The 20420-nt window shown below is 57.3% G+C and carries 20 protein-coding genes; 7 read left to right on the forward strand and 13 right to left on the reverse strand.

Annotated elements, in window-relative coordinates; translation table 11 throughout:
• Nucleotides 1–39: 39 nt before the first annotated feature.
• From AC3B6F_RS09215 to AC3B6F_RS09225, 3 genes are read left to right on the forward strand one after another with little or no spacing between them, the layout of a single operon-like run.
• A complete protein-coding gene (locus AC3B6F_RS09215; protein ID WP_023942346.1) occupies nt 40–642 on the forward strand; it encodes a YjbE family putative metal transport protein in 603 nt (200 codons plus the stop codon).
• Nucleotides 623–2500: a lytic transglycosylase domain-containing protein gene (locus AC3B6F_RS09220; RefSeq protein WP_489824127.1), complete on the forward strand. Its 1878-nt coding sequence runs from the start codon at nt 623–625 to the stop codon at nt 2498–2500. Before AC3B6F_RS09215 ends, AC3B6F_RS09220 begins: the two co-directional genes overlap by 20 nt.
• The gene (locus AC3B6F_RS09225; RefSeq protein ID WP_489824128.1) at nt 2487–2972 is read left to right on the forward strand and encodes a CinA family protein; all 486 of its coding nucleotides are present in this window, start codon (nt 2487–2489) and stop codon (nt 2970–2972) included. Before AC3B6F_RS09220 ends, AC3B6F_RS09225 begins: the two co-directional genes overlap by 14 nt.
• 57 nt (nt 2973–3029) lie before the next feature.
• Here AC3B6F_RS09225 and AC3B6F_RS09230 read toward each other — a convergent pair whose 3' ends face one another.
• The 12 genes from AC3B6F_RS09230 to AC3B6F_RS09285 all read right to left on the reverse strand — a co-directional run bounded on the left by AC3B6F_RS09230 (nt 3030) and on the right by AC3B6F_RS09285 (nt 16077).
• The gene (locus tag AC3B6F_RS09230) at nt 3030–3344 is read right to left on the reverse strand and encodes a hypothetical protein (protein WP_010501734.1); all 315 of its coding nucleotides are present in this window, start codon (nt 3342–3344) and stop codon (nt 3030–3032) included.
• A gap of 93 nt (nt 3345–3437) precedes the next feature.
• Complete coding sequence (locus AC3B6F_RS09235) at nt 3438–3911, reverse strand: type II toxin-antitoxin system RatA family toxin (protein WP_010501735.1); 474 nt, start codon at nt 3909–3911, stop codon at nt 3438–3440.
• Nucleotides 3911–4879 (reverse strand): lipoyl synthase, encoded by a 969-nt coding sequence (gene lipA, locus AC3B6F_RS09240; RefSeq protein WP_489824129.1) that lies wholly within the window; start codon nt 4877–4879, stop codon nt 3911–3913. The genes AC3B6F_RS09235 and lipA overlap by 1 nt, the downstream gene beginning before the upstream one ends.
• A 4-nt stretch (nt 4880–4883) precedes the next feature.
• Nucleotides 4884–6290 (reverse strand): dihydrolipoyl dehydrogenase, encoded by a 1407-nt coding sequence (gene lpdA, locus AC3B6F_RS09245; protein WP_489824130.1) that lies wholly within the window; start codon nt 6288–6290, stop codon nt 4884–4886.
• Between the two features lie 3 nt (nt 6291–6293).
• Nucleotides 6294–7520: a pyruvate dehydrogenase complex dihydrolipoamide acetyltransferase gene (locus AC3B6F_RS09250; RefSeq protein ID WP_489824131.1), complete on the reverse strand. Its 1227-nt coding sequence runs from the start codon at nt 7518–7520 to the stop codon at nt 6294–6296.
• A 6-nt stretch (nt 7521–7526) separates the two neighbouring features.
• A complete protein-coding gene (locus AC3B6F_RS09255) occupies nt 7527–8894 on the reverse strand; it encodes a pyruvate dehydrogenase complex E1 component subunit beta (RefSeq protein WP_415577769.1) in 1368 nt (455 codons plus the stop codon).
• Between the two features lie 5 nt (nt 8895–8899).
• Nucleotides 8900–9904: a pyruvate dehydrogenase (acetyl-transferring) E1 component subunit alpha gene (gene pdhA, locus AC3B6F_RS09260; RefSeq protein ID WP_062025212.1), complete on the reverse strand. Its 1005-nt coding sequence runs from the start codon at nt 9902–9904 to the stop codon at nt 8900–8902.
• Nucleotides 9905–10074: 170 nt separating this feature from the next.
• The gene (gene trpC, locus AC3B6F_RS09265) at nt 10075–10998 is read right to left on the reverse strand and encodes an indole-3-glycerol phosphate synthase TrpC (protein ID WP_034880261.1); all 924 of its coding nucleotides are present in this window, start codon (nt 10996–10998) and stop codon (nt 10075–10077) included.
• Nucleotides 10995–12086 (reverse strand): anthranilate phosphoribosyltransferase, encoded by a 1092-nt coding sequence (gene trpD / locus AC3B6F_RS09270; RefSeq protein ID WP_489824132.1) that lies wholly within the window; start codon nt 12084–12086, stop codon nt 10995–10997. Before trpD ends, trpC begins: the two co-directional genes overlap by 4 nt.
• Nucleotides 12083–12679 carry an anthranilate synthase component II gene (locus AC3B6F_RS09275; RefSeq protein WP_489824133.1) on the reverse strand — a complete coding sequence of 199 codons (597 nt, stop codon included), beginning with the start codon at nt 12677–12679 and terminating at the stop codon, nt 12083–12085. Before AC3B6F_RS09275 ends, trpD begins: the two co-directional genes overlap by 4 nt.
• 48 nt (nt 12680–12727) lie before the next feature.
• On the reverse strand, nt 12728–14140 hold the full coding sequence (gene trpE / locus AC3B6F_RS09280) for an anthranilate synthase component I (RefSeq protein WP_489824134.1): 1413 nt from the start codon (nt 14138–14140) through the stop codon (nt 12728–12730).
• Nucleotides 14140–16077: a peptidylprolyl isomerase gene (locus AC3B6F_RS09285; RefSeq protein WP_489824135.1), complete on the reverse strand. Its 1938-nt coding sequence runs from the start codon at nt 16075–16077 to the stop codon at nt 14140–14142. Before AC3B6F_RS09285 ends, trpE begins: the two co-directional genes overlap by 1 nt.
• 123 nt (nt 16078–16200) lie before the next feature.
• Here AC3B6F_RS09285 and tpiA point away from each other — a divergent pair, with 123 nt between their 5' ends.
• The 4 genes from tpiA (at nt 16201) to kdsA (ending at nt 19863) form a co-directional block, all read left to right on the forward strand.
• Nucleotides 16201–17001: a triose-phosphate isomerase gene (gene tpiA, locus AC3B6F_RS09290; protein WP_489824136.1), complete on the forward strand. Its 801-nt coding sequence runs from the start codon at nt 16201–16203 to the stop codon at nt 16999–17001.
• On the forward strand, nt 16998–17348 hold the full coding sequence (gene secG, locus AC3B6F_RS09295; RefSeq protein ID WP_061510564.1) for a preprotein translocase subunit SecG: 351 nt from the start codon (nt 16998–17000) through the stop codon (nt 17346–17348). The genes tpiA and secG overlap by 4 nt, the downstream gene beginning before the upstream one ends.
• A 62-nt stretch (nt 17349–17410) precedes the next feature.
• A complete protein-coding gene (gene pyrG, locus AC3B6F_RS09300) occupies nt 17411–19042 on the forward strand; it encodes a CTP synthase (protein WP_015074107.1) in 1632 nt (543 codons plus the stop codon).
• On the forward strand, nt 19039–19863 hold the full coding sequence (gene kdsA / locus AC3B6F_RS09305) for a 3-deoxy-8-phosphooctulonate synthase (RefSeq protein WP_426066534.1): 825 nt from the start codon (nt 19039–19041) through the stop codon (nt 19861–19863). Before pyrG ends, kdsA begins: the two co-directional genes overlap by 4 nt.
• Here kdsA and AC3B6F_RS09310 read toward each other — a convergent pair.
• Nucleotides 19851–20420, reverse strand: coding sequence for a DUF3429 domain-containing protein (locus AC3B6F_RS09310; protein WP_489824137.1), 570 nt, complete (start codon nt 20418–20420; stop codon nt 19851–19853). The two genes, kdsA and AC3B6F_RS09310, sit on opposite strands and share 13 nt — an antisense overlap.

A 20420-nucleotide genomic window follows, 5' to 3' on the forward strand; every position in this document is an offset into this window, starting at 1 on the left:
GAAGAGATTGCACGGACCCCTTTTGGAAGAAATGACCCTTTGACCCCCGATACCCTGACCCACGCCTTGATCGCGCTCGCGCAGGTAACGCTGATTGACATTACCCTTGCCGGAGACAACGCGGTTGTCATCGGGATGGCGGTGCGTAGTCTCCAGGGGCGTCAGAGACGGCTTGCCATCCTGATCGGGACAGCTTTTGCAGCTCTCCTGCGTGTGGGATTAGCCCTTGTTGCCGCACGCCTTCTGGCGGTTATCGGCCTGACACTCGCCGGTGGTTGCCTGCTGCTGTGGGTCTGCTGGAAGATGTACCGGGAGCTTCGGCACAGCGATGCCGAAGCGGAAGTGGAGGCTCCGTCCCGACTGGGGGCCGCCATTCTCAAGATTGTCGTGGCCGATCTTTCCATGAGCCTGGACAATGTTCTGGCGGTTGCGGGTGCTGCTGTCGGGCACCCTTGGATTCTCGTTGGCGGCCTGGCTTTTTCCGTATTGCTGATGGGAATTGCGGCGTCGTTCATTGCAGGGCTCCTTGCCCGCTATCGCTGGATCGCCTGGTGTGGTCTGCTTGTTGTGCTAGCCGTGGCGATTGAACTCATCATCCGCGGCGGAGGAGAAATCTGGCATCATGTTGTGCTGCCGAGCTAAACGTCCCGTTCTGCTGGCTGCTGCTCTTTTTATGGGAGCCGCAGCGCCTGTCCCGAACGTAACGCCCCCCGTCCGGGACAGGCTCGTCCAGTGGCTTCAACTGGTGTCACCTGGCGCAGGTAATCTCCCTGCAGAGACCTATCAGGCATTTCTGGTGCAGACGCCGACTTGGCCGCAGCGGGCAAAAATGATGTGGCGTTACCAGACCGCCCTCGGCCACACATCCGATCCGGCAATGCTTGACCGACTTTGCCCAACATTGCCGCTGACAATGGTTTCAGCGTTTCTGACATGCTCCGACCATATGTCTGATTCCGCTGCAAAGGCTCGTAATCTCTGGATTGCTGGCGCTGGTAATGCGCAGGAGGAAGTCTCGCTTCTTGGGCTTTACGCTGCAGATTTTACGCTCGATGACCAGTGGCATCGCTATGAGCGTCTTGAAAGCTCCGGACAAATTTCGGCTGCAAGTCGCCAGATTGATCGCCTTCCTGCGGATCGGCAGGCATTAGCGGAGGCCCGCCTCGCCGAGCGTGCAGCGTCTCCAGATGCCGACACGGCTTTCAATACTCTTTCATCTCGTGATCGGTCAGACCCCACGCTGATCCGTTATCGTTTGAAGGCGCTGCGGCGTGGAAATCGTCTGGATGAAGCATTAGCTCTCTGGGCATCGGCAGGCTACGCCCTTCAGGCTGTTGCCCCATCCCACGACTGGTCGAGCGAAAGAGCCAGTCTTGCGCGAGCCTTTCTTCTGGCAGGCCGGACGCAGGACGCTTATGCACTTGCCCAGGATATGACGCTGCCTCTCACGGAAATTGATCGTCAGGAAGCGCAAAATCTTTCGGGTTTCATCGCTTTGCGACTGCTTGAAGACCCGCAAAAAGCCGAGCAGTTTTTCAGTCCTTTGCAACAGGCAACCTCGCTCGCCATGCAGGCGCGAGGTTGGTACTGGACCGGGCGAGCCCGGCAAGCCCTGAAAGACGATGGTGGTGCACAGATGGCCTTCCAGCAGGCCACACGCTTTCCCACGACATTTCATGGTCAGCTCGCTCAGGCTGCACTGACTCAAGAACTGTCCTTGCTTGTCTCAGGTGCGTCGTCACCTGATTTCGATCATGCCCTCCTACAGGATTTGCAAACACTCCCTGCTCTGAATGCGGGGGTATTGCAGAGACAGGATCTGGTTGAAGCAGCCTCCGAACTCGCGCAGTCGGGCGATCTGGAGCATGCAAAAGATTTTCTTCTTCTGCTTCAGATCGCAAATCCATCACCAGAAGGGCAGAAAGCAGTCGCTGATCTGGGGGGACGTTTGAATGTTCCGGCTGCTGAAGTTTTTGCAGCACATGCCCTGTCTCGAAAAGGGGTGGCTCTTTATCCGCAAGGGTTTCCTGATCCTTGGCCTGCAGCCTCTACAGTCCCTGTGGGCCTCCTTCCTGCTATTATTCGGCAGGAAAGTGGGTTCGACCCTTCTGCAATCAGCAGTGCACATGCCATTGGTTTGCTACAAATCCTTCCCGCAGCAGCGAAGGATGTTGCCCGTCGTGCGCATCTCGGTGGAATGAATGTTTCGGCCGCAGCTTTGCTCGACCCGCAGACCAATCTGACCGTTGGAAACGCATATGTATCGCAGCTTCTGGCACGGTTTGAAAATACCATTCCCTATGCACTCGCTGCCTATAATGCAGGTCCACACAGAGTGGATCTCTGGCTTAAGGCAAATCCTCCGGCTGATCCGCTGACGGAAGATGGGCTTCTGGATTGGATCGAGCGTCTGCCTTACCGGGAAACGCGGATGTATATCGAGAATATCGAGGCAAACATGATGGTTTATCGGGTGAGTGCAGCAAATGTCGGAAACTGACTTTCAAACCCTTTCGGAAACCGTGCTGAAGCACCTTTCTGACCGAAAAATGCGCCTTGTCACCGTAGAAAGCTGTACAGGGGGAATGATCTGCGCGGCATTGACAGATATCCCGGGATCTTCAGCTTTTATTGAGGGCGGCTTTGTAACGTATTCCAATGCTCTTAAAACAAGCGCCGCCGGTGTTCCTGAGGATATTTTGTCTCGCTATGGGGCAGTCAGTGAGGAAACTGCGCAGGCTATGGCGGAAGGTGCATTATGGCATGCGACGGATGCTACGATCGCCATTTCGGTTACAGGCATTGCGGGGCCTGATGGCGGAACGCTTACCAAGCCTGTTGGAATGGTTTGTTTCGGGTTGTCCATCTTTCAGGGGGCGAGTTTTACAGAACGCCATGTTTTCCCAGGTAACCGCTCAGATATACGGCGAGCGACGGTGAGACATGCTCTGGATATGATCCTGAAAGTCTGAAATAAAAAAATCCCCGCTGCCGAGCGGGGATTTTTTATTAGCCAAACGATTGGAAACTTACTGTCCGTCGTTTGGAGCAGTCGCAGGCATTGTGGAAGCTGGCGGGACTGATGGCGCAGGAGCCGTAGGGACGACAGCAGATGTCGGAACCGTTGCAACCGGTGTCGGCGGTGCTGGAGGCTGGACCTGAACCGGGGTCTGTGCCTGCTGGAGAGAACGTGCGTTCAGGGCATCAGTGGCTGAGACTTCATCGGATTTCTGGGCATGCGCACCAGACTTCTTGTGATGGTGGCCGTGATGTTCGGCCATGGCAGGAGAAGCAGCAGCAATCAGAGCCGAGAGAGCAAATGCGCCGAAGGAAAGCGTCTTCATTGCGTAATCCTTTCATGACACCATTCGGTGGTTGGGCCTGAAACGGCCCATGGCCCAAATAGTTCATAATATATTACGGTATTTCTTTCTCGGTCAGGAAAGTCCTGGCTGTTGAGCTGCGCGGCTCTGAGCTGTCTGTACCCCATAGGTATCCCGCGCTCTTTTGATGAACGCGGAGACCATCAGGCGAACACCTTCGTTGAACACCACGCCCATGGCATTTTGCAGCAGACGCGAACGAAACTCGAAGTCCACGAAGAAATCGACCAGACAGCCCCGTGGGTCCGGCGTGAACGTCCAGACATTGTTCAGATATCGGAAAGGCCCCTTTTCGTAGCGGACCCGAATACGTGAGGGACGCTCGAGCGTAACGCGGCTGGTAAACGTCTCGCGAAAAGGTCCAAAACCGATGGTCAGGTCTGCTACAAGTTCCTGCTCTGTCTGGGACTTGATGGCGGCTTTGACACACCACGGCAGGAACTGCGGATATTTCTCCACATCTGCCACCAGATCAAAAAGCTGTTCCGGTGTGTAGGCAATCAACCGTTGCTCGGCATGTGTCGGCATCAGAGACTTTCTTTCAGACGGCTGTTCCGCGCGGCCTGGAGCTTCGCGAAATCGCTGTCCGCATGATAGGAGGATCGCGTCAGAGGGCTTGCGCTGACCTGAAGAAATCCTTTCGAACGGGCAGCCGCAGCATAGCCATCAAACTCTTCCGGCGTAACAAACTTTTCGACAGCCGCATGCTTTACGCTTGGCTGAAGGTACTGCCCCAACGTCAGAAAATCGACATCGGCGACCCTGAAATCATCCATGACCTGCCATACTTCCATCTTCTCCTCACCAAGGCCCAGCATCAGGCCAGACTTGGTGAAAATGGATGGATCAAGCCTCTTCACACCGTCCAGCAGACGCAACGACTGGTAGTATCGCGCGCCTGGGCGAATTGTGGGATAGAGACGCGGTACAGTCTCGATATTGTGATTGAAAACGTCCGGCCGTGCCTCCACCGCAGTCTCCAGTGCGCCTGGTTTCCGAAGAAAATCAGGCGTCAGGATCTCAATGGTTGTTTCCGGGGAGGCTGCACGGATCGACTGAATGACATGCGCAAAGTGACGTGCACCGCCATCCGCAAGATCATCACGATCAACCGATGTGATAACAACATGCTTCAGGCCCAGTTTCGCGACAGCTTCGGCAACCCGGCGCGGTTCATCGGTATCCAGCGCCTTGGGCAGGCCTGTGGTCACATTGCAGAACGAGCATGCCCGTGTGCAGATTTCCCCCATGATCATCATGGTCGCATGGCGCTGGGACCAGCATTCCCCGATATTTGGGCAGGCTGCTTCTTCACAGACCGTAACCAGATTCGCCTCCCGCATCAGAGCCCGTGTCTCGTGATACACGGGATGATTGGGCGCCTTTACCCGGATCCAGGATGGCTTGCGCTGAATCGGGTTGTCAGGACGATGTGCCTTCTCCGGGTGGCGGAGAGCCGACATCTCACGATGATCTATGGTGATGCGCTGGGACATGGCGTCAGATATGGAGCGGACCGTCGAAGGCCGCCAGAGTGGCTTCGTGCATCGTCTCGGAAATTGTCGGATGCGGGAACACTGTCTCGATCAGCTCTGCCTCCGTCAGTTCACCCGTGCGGGCAATGACGTAGCCCTGGATCATTTCCGTGACTTCCGCGCCAATCATGTGTGCGCCCAGAAGTTCCCCGGTCGTGGCATCAAACACGGTCTTGACCATGCCTTCCGTCTCACCCATTGCGACGGCCTTACCGTTCGCCATGAATGGGAAGCGCCCGACACGAACCTTGTGGCCTGCGGCAATAGCCTTTTCCTCGCTCAGACCCACCGAAGCGATCTGTGGGCGGGAATAGGTGCAGCCCGGAATGTTCAGTGCATGCAGAGGCTGTGGGGAACGGCCGGCAATCTTTTCAACGCAGAGAATGCCTTCATGGCTTGCCTTGTGAGCCAGCCACGGGGCGCCCGCAACGTCACCGATGGCATAGATGCCCGGCTCTGCCGTACGACAGAAGCCGTCCGTGACAATATGAGTCCGATCGACCTGAACCTTGGTCCCTTCAAGGCCAAGATCCTCAACGTTTCCAACAATGCCGACGGCGCAGATCACGCGATCCACTGTCAGATCAAGCGTGCCGGATGCGCTTTCAATGGTGGTGGAAACCTCGTTTTCACCCTTTTGAAGCGGGCCAACCTTTGCGCCGGTGATGATCTTCATCCCCTGCTTCTCAAAGGCCTTGCGAGCGGCGGCGCTGATCTCGGGGTCTTCGGCAATCAGAATTCGGTCCGCAACTTCCGCAATGGTCACTTCGCTGCCCATGTTGCGATAGAAGGACGCAAATTCGATACCAATGGCACCAGAGCCAATGACCAGCAGGCGTTTCGGAAGCTCGGTCGGGGTCATGGCTTCACGCGCACCCCAGATCAGCTTGCCATCTGTCTCCAGACCCGGAAGCTGACGGCCACGTGCGCCAGTCGCCAGAATGACGTTGGGCGACTTGATGACCGCCACTTCGGCGCCATCCTTGGTGATGGAAACCTTGTGCGCTTCCCCTGCCCGACCAGCCAGTTTTGCCCGACCGTCAAAGGTCGTGACTTTGGCTTTCTTGAGCAGATGAGCAATGCCACCGCCCATACGGCGTGCAATACCGCGGGAGCGCGCAACAATCTTGGGGAGATCAAAAGACACATTTTCGGCCGAGAAGCCGAAGGTGCCCAGATCATGCAGGAGGTGATGAATCTCGGAAGACCGCAGGAGCGCCTTGGTCGGAATACAGCCCCAGTTGAGGCACACACCGCCAAAATGCGTGCTCTCCACGATGGCAACGCTCATGCCGAGCTGGCTTGCCCGAAGTGCGGCAACGTAACCGCCAGGACCGCCACCAACAACGATCAGATCGAAAGTATCGGACATGGATCAGACCACCAGAGTGTAAGGGTTCTGTACGATGTCGCGCAGGGCGTTCAGCCACTGTGCGCCGAGCGCGCCATCAGCGGCACGATGATCAACAGAAAGTGTCGCCGTCATGACGGTTGCAATTGCAAGTTGGTCTCCCCGCACAACAGCGCGTTTCTCGCCTGATGCAATGGCCAGGATACCAGCCTGCGGCGGATTGATGATCGCCGCGAAATCCCGAACGCCAAACATGCCCATGTTCGAGATGGAGAACGTGCCGCCCTGAAATTCTTCCGGCTTCAACTTGCCTGCACGGGCGCGCTTGGCCAAATCCTTGGCTTCACGGCTGATCTCACGCAGGGACTTCTGGTCCGCATTGCGGATAATCGGCGTGATGAGGCCTTCCGGGATGGAGACAGCCATCGAGATGTCCACATTCTCGAAATGCAGTGTTTCGGCATCGGTAAACTGAACATTGAGACCGGGCTGCTTTTTCAGTGCGAGCCCGACCGCCTTGATCATCATATCGTTGACGGAGATCTTGAAGCTGTTGTCCTCAGCCGTGGCGTTTAGTTTCGAACGCAGGGCCAGCAGAGCATCAAGTTCGATGTCCACGGATACATAGAAGTGCGGAACCTGTGTCTTTGATTCCGTCAGGCGCCGCGCAATAACCTTTCGCATTGTGGAGTTAGGAACACGCTCTACATCCCTGTCTGTAGCAACCGGGGTCGCGGGGGTCGTTTTCGGCGCGACCGGTGCAGCGTTGCCGCCCTTCTCAACATCCCGCTTCAGAATACGACCGTTCGGGCCGGTCCCGTTGAGGGATCCAAGAGCAATTCCGCGGTCTTTAGCCATACGTTTTGCCAGTGGGGAGACGAAAATACGCTCGCTGCTCTCCTCTTTCGGCGCGGCTTTGGTACTTGCTGGAGGTATACTTGCAGCAACAGGCTCAGCGGCTGGAGCAACAGCAGGAGTTTGTGCTGTAGATGCATCAGGTACATCTTCGCCTTCCTCAACCAGAATGGCGATGGGTGTGTTGACTGCAACACCCTCTACGCCTTCCTGAACAAGAATGCGACCGAGAATACCCTCGTCCACAGCCTCGACTTCCATCGTGGCCTTGTCGGTCTCGATCTCCGCGATCACATCGCCGGCTGAAACCTTATCGCCCTCTTTTTTGAGCCAGCGGGCCAGTTTGCCTTCGGTCATTGTCGGCGACAGGGCCGGCATCAGGATATCGGTTGCCATTGTTGGTCAGTCCCCGAACTGCTTGCGGACTGCTTCCACAACCCATTCGGGTTTCGGAAGTGCCAGTTTTTCAAGATTGGAAGCATAAGGCAGCGGCAGATCAAGGCCGCAGACGCGGGCTGGCGGTGCATCGAGCCAGTCGAACGCCTGCTCAACGGCAACCGTGCAGATTTCTGCACCGATACCTGCAACCGGCCAGCCTTCCTCAACGGAGACAATCCGGTTCGTCTTTTTGACGCTCTTGATGATGGTCTCGGTATCCAGCGGACGCAGAGTGCGCAGGTTGATGACTTCGGCCTCAATGCCTTCTTCGGCAAGTTTTGCCGCAGCATCCAAAGCCACGCCGACCATGATGGAGAACGCGACCAGCGTAACGTCCTTGCCTTCACGTTCGATCTTGGCCTTGCCAATTGGCAGGATGAAGTCTTCATCCGTCGGGCATGGGAACTTCTGTCCGTACAGGATTTCGTTTTCCAGCACGACAACCGGGTTCGGGTCGCGGATAGCCGCGCGCAACAGGCCCTTCGCATCAGCGGCAGACCAAGGAGCCACAACCTTCAGGCCCGGGATATGAGCATACCAGCTTGCAAAGCACTGGGAGTGCTGTGCGCCCACGCGCGCTGCGGCACCATTAGGACCGCGGAATACGATGGGGCAGCCCATCTGACCGCCGGACATATAAAGTGTCTTGGCAGCAGAATTAATAATATGATCAATGGCTTGCAGAGAAAAGTTCATGGTCATGAACTCAACGATCGGCTTCAGCCCTGTCAGTGCTGCGCCGACTGCCATTCCCGTAAAGCCATGCTCGGTGATTGGCATGTCGATGACGCGCTTTTCACCAAATTCGTCCAGAAGACCCTGACTGATTTTATACGCACCCTGATACTGGGCAACTTCCTCACCCATCAGGAAGACGTCTTCGTCGCGGCGAAGTTCTGCGGCCATTGCATCCCGCAGTGCTTCACGAACAGTGATGTTCTTCGTTTCGCCCCAGTCCTTTTCCTCTTCCGCCTGTTTGAGCGCCGGAGCCTCAACGATGGCAGGAGCAGATGGGGTTTCAATCGCAACAGGTGCGCCAGCAGCCGGATCGGCAGGACGTGTTACGTTGTCTGCTGCCGCCGCATCTTCACCGTCTTCAAGCAGAACGGCGATAGGTGTGTTGACGGCGACACTCTCGCTGCCTTCGGGAACCAGAACCTTGCCGAAGACGCCGTCTTCAACAGCTTCGACTTCCATCGTGGCCTTGTCGGTCTCAATTTCAGCGATCACATCGCCCGACTTTACAGCCTCGCCCGGCTGACGGAGCCAACGCGCAATCGTACCTTCGGTCATGGTCGGCGACAGGGCCGGCATCAGAATCAGAGATGCCATGGAACTCAGGCCTCCACCAGAATATCAGTCCAGAGCTCGGATTCATCCGGCTCCGGGCAGGTCTGTGCAAATTCGACAGCGTCAGCCACAACGGCCTTCACGTCAGTTTCAATGTCTTTGAAGACGTCTTCGCCAATGCCATTCCGCAGCATTTCAGCCTTCAGATTTTCGATCGGATCGCGCGTGCGACGCATTTCCTCGACTTCAGTCCGCTGACGATACTTCGCCGGATCGGACATGGAGTGCCCGCGATAGCGATAGGTTTCCATTTCCAGCAGGAATGGTCCCTTACCTGCGCGGCAATGCTCCATGGCTTCCTGAGCGGCCTGATGCACGGCGAAAACGTCCATGCCGTCAACCTTGCGGCTGGGGATACCCCATGGTTCTGCATTGCGGGACAGATCCCGGGATGCAGACGCACGCTCAATGGACGTGCCCATGCCGTAGCGGTTGTTTTCGATCACATAGATGCAGGGCAGCTTGTGCAGGGCGGCGAGATTGAAGCTCTCGTAAACCTGCCCCTGCGCAGAAGCCCCTTCGCCAAAATAGACGATCGAGACTTCGTCCGTGCCACGATAATGGTTGGCAAATGCCAGCCCCGTTCCAAGTGCAACCTGAGCACCGACGATGCCGTGGCCACCGTAGAACTCCTTCTCACGGGAGAACATGTGCATGGAGCCGCCCTTGCCGCGGGAATAGCCACCGGAGCGACCTGTCAGTTCGGCCATGACGCCACGGGCTGTCATGCCGGCAACCAGCATCTGGCCATGATCACGATAGGACGTGATGGACTTATCGCCCTGCTTCATGTTCAGGCCAATGCCGACCACAACAGCTTCCTGCCCGATATAAAGATGGCAGAAGCCCCCGATGAGCCCCATTCCGTAGAGCTGCCCAGCCTTTTCCTCAAAACGTCGGATCAGGAGCATGTCCTTGTAGGCACGCTTCATTGTCTCCGGCGAAAGGGCCGGACCGTTGCTCCGGATGGAAGCGGACGTTGTCTCGTCCATGGCGGTCTCCTGGAAATGCACAAATCTGGGGAAGCTCTTACCGATACTTGGCCTCGAAGGCCAGAGTGACCCCAGTTACATCTCAGAAAGGAGAGGCAGGGTCCGGAAGCTTAACGGAAACACCCTGTTGAAGAGAGACGCGAAAACGTCCCCTTCAACAGAGCCGGATGTCAGGTAAAGCCAAGAAGGCGACGAGCTGCTGCTCCCGGATCATCTTCGCGAAGCAGGCTCTCTCCAACCAGTACGGCGCTGGCTCCTACCTCACCAACCTTGAGAAGGTCGTCCTGCGTTTTGATGCCACTTTCAGAGACAACCAGACGATCAGGCGGCACCATAGGAGCCAGATCAAGTGTCGTCTGAATGTCTGTTTTAAGCGTGCGAAGATTACGGTTGTTGATACCGATCAGCGATGTATCAAGAGCCAACGCACGGTTCAGTTCATCTGCGTCATGCACTTCCACCAGAACGTCCATATCCAGACCACGGGCGATACCGATGAGTTCGGATGCCTGCGTTTCTGTCAGTGCCGCCATAATGAGGAGGATACAGTCCGCACCGATCAGGCGGCTTTCATGCACCTGCCATGGGTCAAGAATGAAATCCTTGCGGAGAATCGGGAGGCTGCAGGCCTCACGAACAGCGCGAATATCGTCCGTGCTGCCATGAAAGCACGACCCTTCCGTCAGAACGGACAGACAGGTCGCGCCCGCTGCCTGATAGGCCTGAGCAATACCGACAGGATCGTATGTCGGGCGAAGAACACCTGCGGACGGGGAAGCTTTCTTGATTTCGGCAATCAGACCGACCTGTCGGTCTGCCGTCAGATGCTGGAGAGCCTGTCCAAAGCCGCGTGTGGGCGTCGTAACTTCACGTGCCCGGAGCGTAATGTCCTTGAGCGACATGATCTGGGAGCGCTGCTCTACGTCCACACGGGTGCGCGCGCAGATGCGGGCCAGAACATCGCTCCGGTCCGTTGTTTCGACTGAAGGGTCCTTGATGGGCGGCGTGGTCGTTTCCGGCACTTCCGGGTCAGGAAACTGCTCTACCCCTTCAGGTGCATAGGTCATCGCTGGTCGCTGATGCATGAAGGTCATGATAGTCCTGCATTTGTCTCTATAAGGGAGGCCATGGCGTTACGTGCCCGCGTCAGGGCCGTGCGCGCGTGTCCATAGTCGATGGAACGGGCTGCTATTGCCATATTGTTACGGAACGCCTGAGCGTCAATTGTGCCATTATGCACAACATTTCCGCGTCCAGCCACATGAAGCGCAGCTGCGGCATTCAAAAGAACGGTATCACGGTAAGGTCCATGCGCTCCCTCAAGGAGTGCAGTCAGAGCCTCCGCATTCGCATCCGAGTCTCCGCCCCGCACGGCAGAGATGGGAGCTGACGCAACGCCCGCCATATCGGGGTCGAAAGCCAGTTGGCTGATCGTTCCATTTTCAAGGCTGACGATCTCAGCTGGGCCAGCAAGGGTCAGTTCATCACTCCCCCCCTCGTCTGTCGTGCCATGAACAGCCCAGACATGAGTGCTACCAAGGCTGCCAAGCGTTCGAACGACCGGTTTGCACCAGCGAGCGTCAAAAACACCAATAAGCTGACGCTGCACCTGAGCCGGATTGCAGAGCGGTCCCAGCAGATTGAAAAGTGTTCGAAATCCTAGTGCTTTGCGGACAGGAGCCGCGTGGCGCATAGCGGGATGATGGAAAGGTGCTGCAAGGAATGCCAGATGGTTCTCCCGCAGCTGTGCGCTCTGGAAAGCAGGATCGTCGATTGGCGGGACACCAAGCTTTTCCAAAACATCTGTCGCGCCAGATCGGGATGAAAGCGCGCGATTGCCATGTTTGGCCACCGGAACACCCAGCCCTGCCAGAACGAACGCAACAGCGGTCGAGACATTCAGCGTGCCAAGTCCGTCGCCGCCCGTTCCACAGACGTCCAGCGTATCCGCCGGAACATCTGGCAAAACCGTCATATAACGGCGCACGGCCAGCACAGCCCCTGTTAGTTCATCGGGAGCTTCACCACGCATCTTGATCGCTGTGAGGAAGGCTGCGAGCTGGGCAGGTTCAACCTCTCCCGCCATGATTGCTGAAAATGCTTTTTCTGCGGCGTCTGCGGTCAGAACAGAACCGTCTGCAACGCGGCGTAGAAGAGTCGGAAAATCAGCCGCCGCCGTCATGCCGGTTCTACAGCCTTATGCGGAATACCAGCGATCGTCAGGAAGTTCGCCAGTAGTTCGCGGCCTGCCGTAGAGGCAATGCTCTCCGGATGAAACTGAACGCCATGCACATCGTAGTCCCGGTGACGGACGCCCATGATAATGCCATCCTTCGTGGACGCATTAACGATCAGTTCCGGGGGAATGCTTGCTGGCTCCAACGTCAGACTATGATAGCGCACGACGTTCACCGGATTAGGAAGGCCAGCGAAAACACCGGTGTCGTCATGGTCAACCGGGCTGATCTTGCCATGCATTGGAACAGGTGCCCGGACGACCTTCGCGCCAAAAACCTGCCCGATTGCTTGATGCCCAAGGCACACGCCGAAAACCGGCACTTTTCCGGCTGTGGCCCGGATCAGATCACAGCAGATGCCAGCACCGTCGGGCGCACAGGGACCAGGGGAAATCACGATGGCGGAAGGCTTGAGAGCAAGAGCTTCCTCGACGCTTAGTGCGTCATTGCGCCGCACATCACATTCAACACCCAGCGCGCCCAGATGATGCACGATGTTGAATGTGAAGCTGTCGTAGTTGTCGATGAGCAGGATCATGGCAACAGGATGGCCTTCACGTTTCGTTACGTCAAATGCAACATTGTTTCAGGATTTTGCTGCGTTGGAGACAGCGACTTCCGCGGCCCGGAAAAGTGCTCTCGCCTTTGCCTGCGTTTCGCGGAACTCCGAGTTCGGATCACTGTCTGCCACGACGCCGCAGCCTGCCTGAACATACATCTGACCATTCTTCAGAACAGCCATCCGTAGCCCGATGCAGGTATCCATTTCCCCATCCGCACCAAAATATCCAACGCAACCGGAATACGGCCCACGACGGGTCGGCTCCAGTTCGTCGATGATTTCCATGGCACGGATTTTGGGCGCGCCTGTCAGCGTTCCGGCTGGAAACGCAGCAACAAGCGCGTCCATGGCGGTCTTGCCAGCCTTGATCTGCCCCGTGACTGTCGAGGAAATGTGCATGACGTGGCTGTAACGCTCGATGACGAACTGATCGGGCACCTGAACGGTTCCGAGTTCCGAGACGCGGCCCACGTCATTCCGGCCCAGATCAATGAGCATGAGATGCTCGGCGAGTTCCTTCTGATCCGCGAGCAGCTCTTTCTCAAGCTCTAGGTCATGTGCCCGGTCGTTGCCACGCGGACGGGTGCCAGCGAGGGGGCGAACTGTGACTTCCCCTGCCCGTAGCCGAACAAGAATTTCCGGCGACGAACCAACCAAGGCATAATCTTCCAGTTCCATCAGGAACAGGAACGGAGCCGGGTTAATGCGACGCAGGCTCCGGTACAACGCAAGCGGAGACAGCGGGAATGGTGTTGTGAAACGCTGACTTGGAACGATCTGGAATGCGTCTCCGGCCGCGATGTAATCCTGCGCGGTTCGGACATTCGCTTCGAACTGCTCCTGCGTCATATTCGATGATGGTGGAGCAAGTTCAGTACCAGCAGGTAGAGTTTCCGTCGCATCTTCTAGAGGAGCAGCCAGTGCAGCCCGTGCCCGATCCAGCAGGGCATGAGCTTCTAAGGTGGTCATGGCCCCGCGAACTGGCACAGCCAGTGTCAATTCATCACGGACCGAATCAAACACGGCAAAAAGCTGAGGACGGATCATGATGCCTTCCGGCAGATCCACATCATTGACCGGAGCGTTCGGCAGGAACTCCATCTGGCGGACCATGTCATAACCCAGCACACCAAACACACCGCCGATCATCGGTGGCATATCAACAGGAAGATCCATCTGGCTCTGGTCGATGATGTCCTTCAGCGTGTCCAGCGGTTTGCCCTGAAGCGACGTTCCATCAAGGGTTACCTCCCCGTTCCGGCACTTCCAGACCAGATCCGGCAGAAGGGCAATCACGGAATAACGGCCTCTCGCCGCGCCGCCTTCCACGCTTTCCAGCAACATCCGGTAAGGATCATCGGAAAGACGGGACAGGCGCAGATAGGCTGAAACCGGGGTCAGGAGGTCTGCGGCTTCGATACTGTGAACAATCGGCATCACTGCGCTCCGTTAGCGGCTGCGGGGGATGTCGAGGCCACAACCTGATTGAACAGGTTAATGTTCATGTGTGAGACGGGAACGGTTTTTTCCAACGCTGCGTCCAGAGCCATCGGAATGTCAGCCTGCAGGGACTGAACATACTGAGCGTCCAGATCGTGGCGCAGAGACTGGCTGTCACCGGCATCGCCTGGCTTCTGCGCCGTCACGTTGACTAGCCAGAACGCGTCCGGGCCTTCATACATGCCGGTTGTGCCAACCTTCAGGCCGAAGGCAGCCCGCAGAACATTCTGTGGCAGGGACTGATCAGGATGAACGCGGGAAACAGCAACGTCCTTGCGCAGGTTCGAAGCTTCTGGCTGGTTTTCAAGAGCCTTGGCCAGAGTGCTCTTCTTCGCTTCCGTGAACAGAGCCGTGACGCGTGCATCAGCGGCATGACGCTGCTGGTCTGCGGTCCAGGCCTGAACGACCTGATCGCGGACTTCCGTGAAGGGACGCAGCGTACCTGGATGGATTTCGTCAACAGCAACTGCGAAAGCAGAACCGTCCGGACCATTCACAACAACCGGCTGTGCATCCTTTTTCTGGGAAAAGATGTGCTGGATGATGGACTGACGCAGATTGGCATCCCCCGGGATCGGAGCGGGTACGCCGTCCTGCGTCATGCCGCGGGCATCAAGGGAACCTGCTGCTGGAACCGCGCCAAGATTGGATGGAATTTTTTCAAGCGTTGTTGAGCCTGCAATCGCGTCCTGAAACTGCGCAAGGCGCGCCTGAAGAGCCTGCGGGGCTTCCTGCTTCTGGACCTGATCGCGCAGATCGTTCTTTGCCTGTTCAAAGCTTGTCTGATGCGGTGCGACAACATCGGTGATGTTGAAAACCACCCAGCCTGCTGCCGTTTTGGTCGGGCCAGTGATCTGGTTTGCCTGAGCTGCGAATGTGAGCTTGGCCAGTTCCGGGTTCGGGATGTCACTCTGGCGCACATGTGGAAGAGCTACGGCTGCCGCGTCCGGGTAAGCCTTTTGGATAGCGTCCCACGCATTCGTGTTGCGCCATGCCGTTGCGGCAGCGTTGGCTTTTGCCTCGTCCTGGAAGGTCAGAACCTGAAGTGTCCGTGTTTCAGGAACGTTGTAGGTGCGGGCCTGGAAATCATACAGTTTGTGCAGGACGTCATCCGGAACTTCGATCGTCTTGGCAACACTGTCTGCCGTCATCACAACCATCTTGGCATGACGATATTCCGTAGTGCGGAAATCCTGCGGGTGATTGTCGTAATAGCGGTGAAGCTGTTCGTCTGTCGGTGCAGCAGCAACCGTACCAGCCGTGAACGGTACGCGCAGAACATCCAGAACGCGCTGGTCTGCATCAAACGCAAAGAGACGATCCATCAGGGACGTCGGTGCCTGTACGGATGCGCCCATGCCCTGAAGCAGTCCACGGGAAATGATGTCCTCGCGAATCATCTGGATCAGACGCTTTTCAGTAATGCCGATGCGCGTCAGGCGATCATTGAGCATCGCGCGATCGAACTGGCCCGCAGCATTATGAAACGCCGGGATCGCGAAAATTTCTTTGCGGATCAACTCGTCTGGAACATTCATCCCTGCCCGTTCACCAGCAAGCTGAACTTCGTTCTGGATCACAAGATTGTGAAGAACCTGACGGGCGATCTGCTGCTTGGTGCCATCGGGAAGATGGGAAGCATCCGCCAGACCCATCTGCTGCGCTGCGGCTGGCAGTTGGGTGGAGAGCGCCCGTGCCAGATCGTCTGGTGTGATGTTGCGGCTACCGACCTGCACAATCGTGTTGGAGCCGCTGGTCCCCATATTGGAGTAAACATCCCCTACGCCCCACCCGATAAAGGCCAGGAAGATCAGGATTGCGGCGGCGCGGCCGGCCCAGGAGTCAACGAGAAGATGGCGTAGGGTGGTAATCATAGGGTCAGGACGGATCCGGATGGCGGGATGGTGCAGGCGTGGAAGGCCCGCTAAACTTGCGGCACCATAATGTCGTGAGCCGCGCTTGACCAGTAAGCGGACGGCTCACCCTCAGGAGGAAGCATGGACGTATCGCCGAAACTCGTAATCGGTAACTGGAAGATGAATGGCTTGCGGGACCAGACCGTACAGCTTGCAACTGCCGTAGCCGAAGGCGCACGCTCCCTGCCTGACGACGTGAAACTGGTCATCTGCCCGCCCTTCACCCAGCTGGAGCGCGTGTCTGATATTCTCGAAACAGCCGGTCCTGACCCAAAGCTCCAATTAGGCGCGCAGGACTGTCATACTGCATCATCCGGCGCGCATACGGGCGAAATTTCAGCGGATATGCTGGCTGATGTTGGTGTTAAGTACGTTTTGCTGGGGCATTCCGAGCGGCGCCAGAACTGTGGAGAAACGGACGCTCTCATTCGTCGCAAGGTGCAGGCAGCTGAAGCTGCTGGGCTGGTGCCGGTTGTCTGTATTGGAGAAACCATGGTCGAGCGTCAGGATGGCCGCGCGGCGACCGTTCTGGCTAGCCAGATTGATGGCTCTCTCACCGATAATTTCAGCGGTGTGCTGGCTTACGAGCCCGTCTGGGCTATCGGAAGTGGCGTTACGCCGTCCCGTGATGAACTGGAGCGAACGCTGTTTCTTCTGCGCGGATTGTTGCAGTCCCGCCTCAAGATGGATGACATTCGCGTGCCAATCCTGTATGGCGGCTCCGTAACACCGGCCCAGGCGCCGACCATTTTTTCCATCGGGGTGCTGGGCGGGGTGCTGGTTGGCAGTGCGAGCCTGGACGCGAAAAGCTTCCTGCGCATTGCTGAAGCCGCATCGCTCCGCCTGTCCTCCCAACCATTGTCCGGACCCTATCGTTCATGACCACATTCCTGCTTGTCATCAATCTGCTGGTCACACTGGCCCTGATCGGTACGATCCTGATCCAGCGCAGCGAAGGCGGCGGCCTTGGTATCGGCAGCAGTCAAGGCATGGGCTCTTTCATGACCGGCCGTGGAACGGCAACGCTTCTGACGCGTGCGACTTCCGTTCTGGCTGGCGTTTTCATGCTGCTTTGCCTCGTTCTGGCCCTTCTGAACCGTGGCGCCTCCTCTGGCGTCGGAGGCCATGACATTCTTGCTGATCCGCCGGCTCCGGCTGCTGCCACGACGGCTCCTGCTGCACCCGCAACTCCCGCCGCTCCAGCTCCTGCCGAGACGCCTGCTCACTAACTGAGTCGGGAAGCATCTCGACGCTTCCCCTCGCCCCCACCTTCGGTGTATGAGGAGCGCCCATGACGCGCTTCGTATTCATCACCGGCGGTGTGGTATCTTCTCTCGGCAAGGGTATCGCTTCTGCGGCTCTTGCTGCTCTCCTCCAGGCACGCGGCTACAAGGTCCGCATGCGCAAGCTGGACCCCTACCTGAACGTGGATCCGGGCACCATGAGCCCGTATCAGCATGGTGAAGTGTTCATCACCGATGACGGGGCTGAAACAGACCTCGATCTCGGTCATTATGAGCGCTTTACGGGCGTTCACGCCCGCCGTGCTGACAATACCACGACAGGCCGTATCTATTCCGATGTCATCGCCCGCGAACGTCGCGGCGACTATCTGGGTGGAACCGTTCAGGTCATTCCGCACATCACGGACGCCATTAAGGACGTCGTGGTGGCTGGAACGGAAGACTATGATTTCGTTCTGGTGGAAATCGGCGGAACGGTCGGCGACATTGAGAGCCTTCCTTTCCTTGAAGCTATTCGTCAGCTTCGCAACGATCTGGGCCACAACCAGACCATGTGCGTTCATCTGACGTTGCTGCCCTATATTCCCTCAGCAGGCGAACTGAAGACGAAGCCGACGCAGCATTCCGTTAAGGAACTGCAGAATGTCGGTATTCAACCTCAGGTTCTGCTGTGTCGTTCCGATCGGCCGATTCCGGAAAACGAACGCCGCAAGATCGCGAATTTCTGTAACGTTCGCCCGGAAGCCGTGATTGCGGCGCTGGATGTCGATACGATCTATGCGTGCCCGATTTCTTATCATAACGAAGGCATGGACCGCGAAGTCCTGCGTTATTTCGGTCTGCCGTTCGAAGGCTCACCGGATCTGACACGATGGGAAAAGATCGTCCATGCGATTCGCGAGCCTGAGGGCGAAGTGAATGTTGCTGTCGTGGGCAAGTACACGGCCCTTCTGGATAGCTACAAATCGCTGGCCGAAGCCCTGCTGCATGGCGGGATCGCGAACAATGTCCGTGTGAAGCTCGATTGGATCGAATCGGAAGAGTTCGAGAAAACGGCTGACATTGCTGAGCGTCTGAAGGATGCGGATGCCATTCTGGTGCCGGGCGGCTTCGGTGAGCGTGGTGCAGAAGGCAAGGTTCAGGCCGTTCGCTATGCCCGTGAAAACGGTATCCCGTTCCTTGGGATCTGCTTCGGCATGCAAATGGCTGTGATCGAATGTGCGCGTTCGCTTGCTGGTCTGCCCAAAGCCTCTTCAACTGAATTTGGCCCGACGAGCGAACCGCTGGTTGGTCTTATGACGGAATGGGCAAACGGCAATGAACTGATGCGCCGTCGCGAAGGTGGAGATCTTGGCGGCACGATGCGTCTGGGTGCTTTCCCGGCCAAGCTTGCTCCCGGCTCTCGCGTTGCGGAAATCTACGGCAAGACGGAAGTGCGGGAACGTCACCGTCACCGTTGGGAAGTGAACCTGCATTACAAGGATCGTCTGGAAAAGACGGGTCTGCGTTTCTCCGGCATGTCTCCAGACGGCGTTCTGCCGGAAGTCGTGGAATACCCGGATCATCCGTGGTTCATCGGCGTGCAGTACCATCCGGAACTGCTGTCCAAGCCATTTGATCCACACCCTCTCTTTGCAGGCTTCATCGGTGCAGCCCGCAAGCGGACGGAAAGTAAGTGAGCTTGCGGGTTGGCAATCTCGAGATCGGTCAGGACCGGCCCTTCACCCTGATTGCAGGGCCGTGTCAGATCGAATCCCGGGAGCATGCTGTGGAGATGGCGGATGCCCTTTCCACAGTGTGTCGCGAGCTTGACATCGGTCTGATCTACAAGAGCAGCTACGACAAGGCGAACCGCAGTTCCGTGAATGCGGCGCGCGGCGTCGGTATGGAAAAGGGGCTGGATATTCTGGCCTCCATCCGTGAGCGCTTTGACGTTCCGGTTCTGACGGATGTTCATTCTGCCGATCAGTGCGCTATCGCGGCGCAGGCGGTGGATGTTCTGCAGATCCCTGCATTTCTGTGTCGGCAGACGGATCTGCTGTTAGCTGCGGGTCAGACGGGTCGGGCCATCAACGTCAAGAAGGGGCAGTTTCTGGCTCCCTGGGATATGGCGAATGTTGCGGCCAAGCTGGCTTCGACGGGGAATGAGCGCATCATGCTCTGTGACCGTGGAACGAGCTTTGGGTACAACACGCTTGTTAGCGACATGCGCGGACTGCCGATCATGGCGCAGACGGGTTATCCTGTTGTTTTCGATGCTACCCACTCGGTTCAGCAGCCGGGCGGCCTGGGGGCTTCGACGGGTGGACAGCGGGAGTTCGTTGAACCCCTCGCCCGCGCTGCGTTGTCCATTGGTGTTGCTGCTGTCTTTATTGAGGCGCATCAGGACCCTGACAATGCTCCGAGCGATGGCCCCACAATGGTTCCTCTTTCGGAAATGAGAGGCCTTCTGACGCGCCTTAAGGCGTTCGACGCGCTGGCGAAGTCTTACAGCGTATAATTCTGCAACGGTGCGAGGGCTGCCATAAGGAGACTTATGACGGCTCCCGCTGTCAGCACGCCCCGTAAGGGCATGTAACCGGGTGGCAGCGCGCCATGCTTCCAGGCCACCCGTTCCACAGCAAACGTGGAAATGAAGCCGATGACCTCCAGCAGGTATCCGGCACGCAGGCCCCCCAATAGTCCGACGCAGAGTGAAAGCCATGCCCAGAGCGCAGGGCAGACTCCCAGAAGGAGTCTCTGACGATCACGATCTGCCGTTCCCTGAACTGTGATGATGTCAGGCCGCTCCATGGCTAACCCCCAATGGACAGCCCCCAAAAAGGACAGGATACACGCGCCGTACGCCAGAAGAATGACGGTCAGGTGCGGCAGTGGGGAGAAGAGCCCTGCCAGAAAAATCCAGCCTCCCAGCGTCAAAAACGGGAGGAGTCCCGCGAGACCAAGGATCAGGGCGAGAAAAGGAAGACGCATGTCGTCGATTGACCTTATGTTCTGATTTTGAGACGAAACGGTGATCCGTCCCGAACGGTTATGAGCCACACCCGGTTCACGCAT

This window comes from Gluconobacter sp. ESL1110, assembly GCF_058107395.1.

Excerpts from the sequence above, each read along its gene's own strand:
- AC3B6F_RS09220 (WP_489824127.1), top strand. The coding sequence starts at position 623 with ATGTTGTGCTGCCGAGCTAAACGTCCCGTTCTGCTGGCTGCTGCTCTT.
- AC3B6F_RS09225 (WP_489824128.1), top strand. The coding sequence starts at position 2,487 with ATGTCGGAAACTGACTTTCAAACCCTTTCGGAAACCGTGCTGAAGCAC.
- AC3B6F_RS09230 (WP_010501734.1), bottom strand. The coding sequence starts at position 3,344 with ATGAAGACGCTTTCCTTCGGCGCATTTGCTCTCTCGGCTCTGATTGCT.
- AC3B6F_RS09235 (WP_010501735.1), bottom strand. The coding sequence starts at position 3,911 with ATGCCGACACATGCCGAGCAACGGTTGATTGCCTACACACCGGAACAG.
- lipA (WP_489824129.1), bottom strand. The coding sequence starts at position 4,879 with ATGTCCCAGCGCATCACCATAGATCATCGTGAGATGTCGGCTCTCCGC.
- lpdA (WP_489824130.1), bottom strand. The coding sequence starts at position 6,290 with ATGTCCGATACTTTCGATCTGATCGTTGTTGGTGGCGGTCCTGGCGGT.
- AC3B6F_RS09250 (WP_489824131.1), bottom strand. The coding sequence starts at position 7,520 with ATGGCAACCGATATCCTGATGCCGGCCCTGTCGCCGACAATGACCGAA.
- AC3B6F_RS09255 (WP_415577769.1), bottom strand. The coding sequence starts at position 8,894 with ATGGCATCTCTGATTCTGATGCCGGCCCTGTCGCCGACCATGACCGAA.
- pdhA (WP_062025212.1), bottom strand. The coding sequence starts at position 9,904 with ATGGACGAGACAACGTCCGCTTCCATCCGGAGCAACGGTCCGGCCCTT.
- trpC (WP_034880261.1), bottom strand. The coding sequence starts at position 10,998 with ATGACCTTCATGCATCAGCGACCAGCGATGACCTATGCACCTGAAGGG.
- trpD (WP_489824132.1), bottom strand. The coding sequence starts at position 12,086 with ATGACGGCGGCGGCTGATTTTCCGACTCTTCTACGCCGCGTTGCAGAC.
- AC3B6F_RS09275 (WP_489824133.1), bottom strand. The coding sequence starts at position 12,679 with ATGATCCTGCTCATCGACAACTACGACAGCTTCACATTCAACATCGTG.
- trpE (WP_489824134.1), bottom strand. The coding sequence starts at position 14,140 with ATGCCGATTGTTCACAGTATCGAAGCCGCAGACCTCCTGACCCCGGTT.
- AC3B6F_RS09285 (WP_489824135.1), bottom strand. The coding sequence starts at position 16,077 with ATGATTACCACCCTACGCCATCTTCTCGTTGACTCCTGGGCCGGCCGC.
- tpiA (WP_489824136.1), top strand. The coding sequence starts at position 16,201 with ATGGACGTATCGCCGAAACTCGTAATCGGTAACTGGAAGATGAATGGC.
- secG (WP_061510564.1), top strand. The coding sequence starts at position 16,998 with ATGACCACATTCCTGCTTGTCATCAATCTGCTGGTCACACTGGCCCTG.
- pyrG (WP_015074107.1), top strand. The coding sequence starts at position 17,411 with ATGACGCGCTTCGTATTCATCACCGGCGGTGTGGTATCTTCTCTCGGC.
- AC3B6F_RS09310 (WP_489824137.1), bottom strand. The coding sequence starts at position 20,420 with ATGCGTGAACCGGGTGTGGCTCATAACCGTTCGGGACGGATCACCGTT.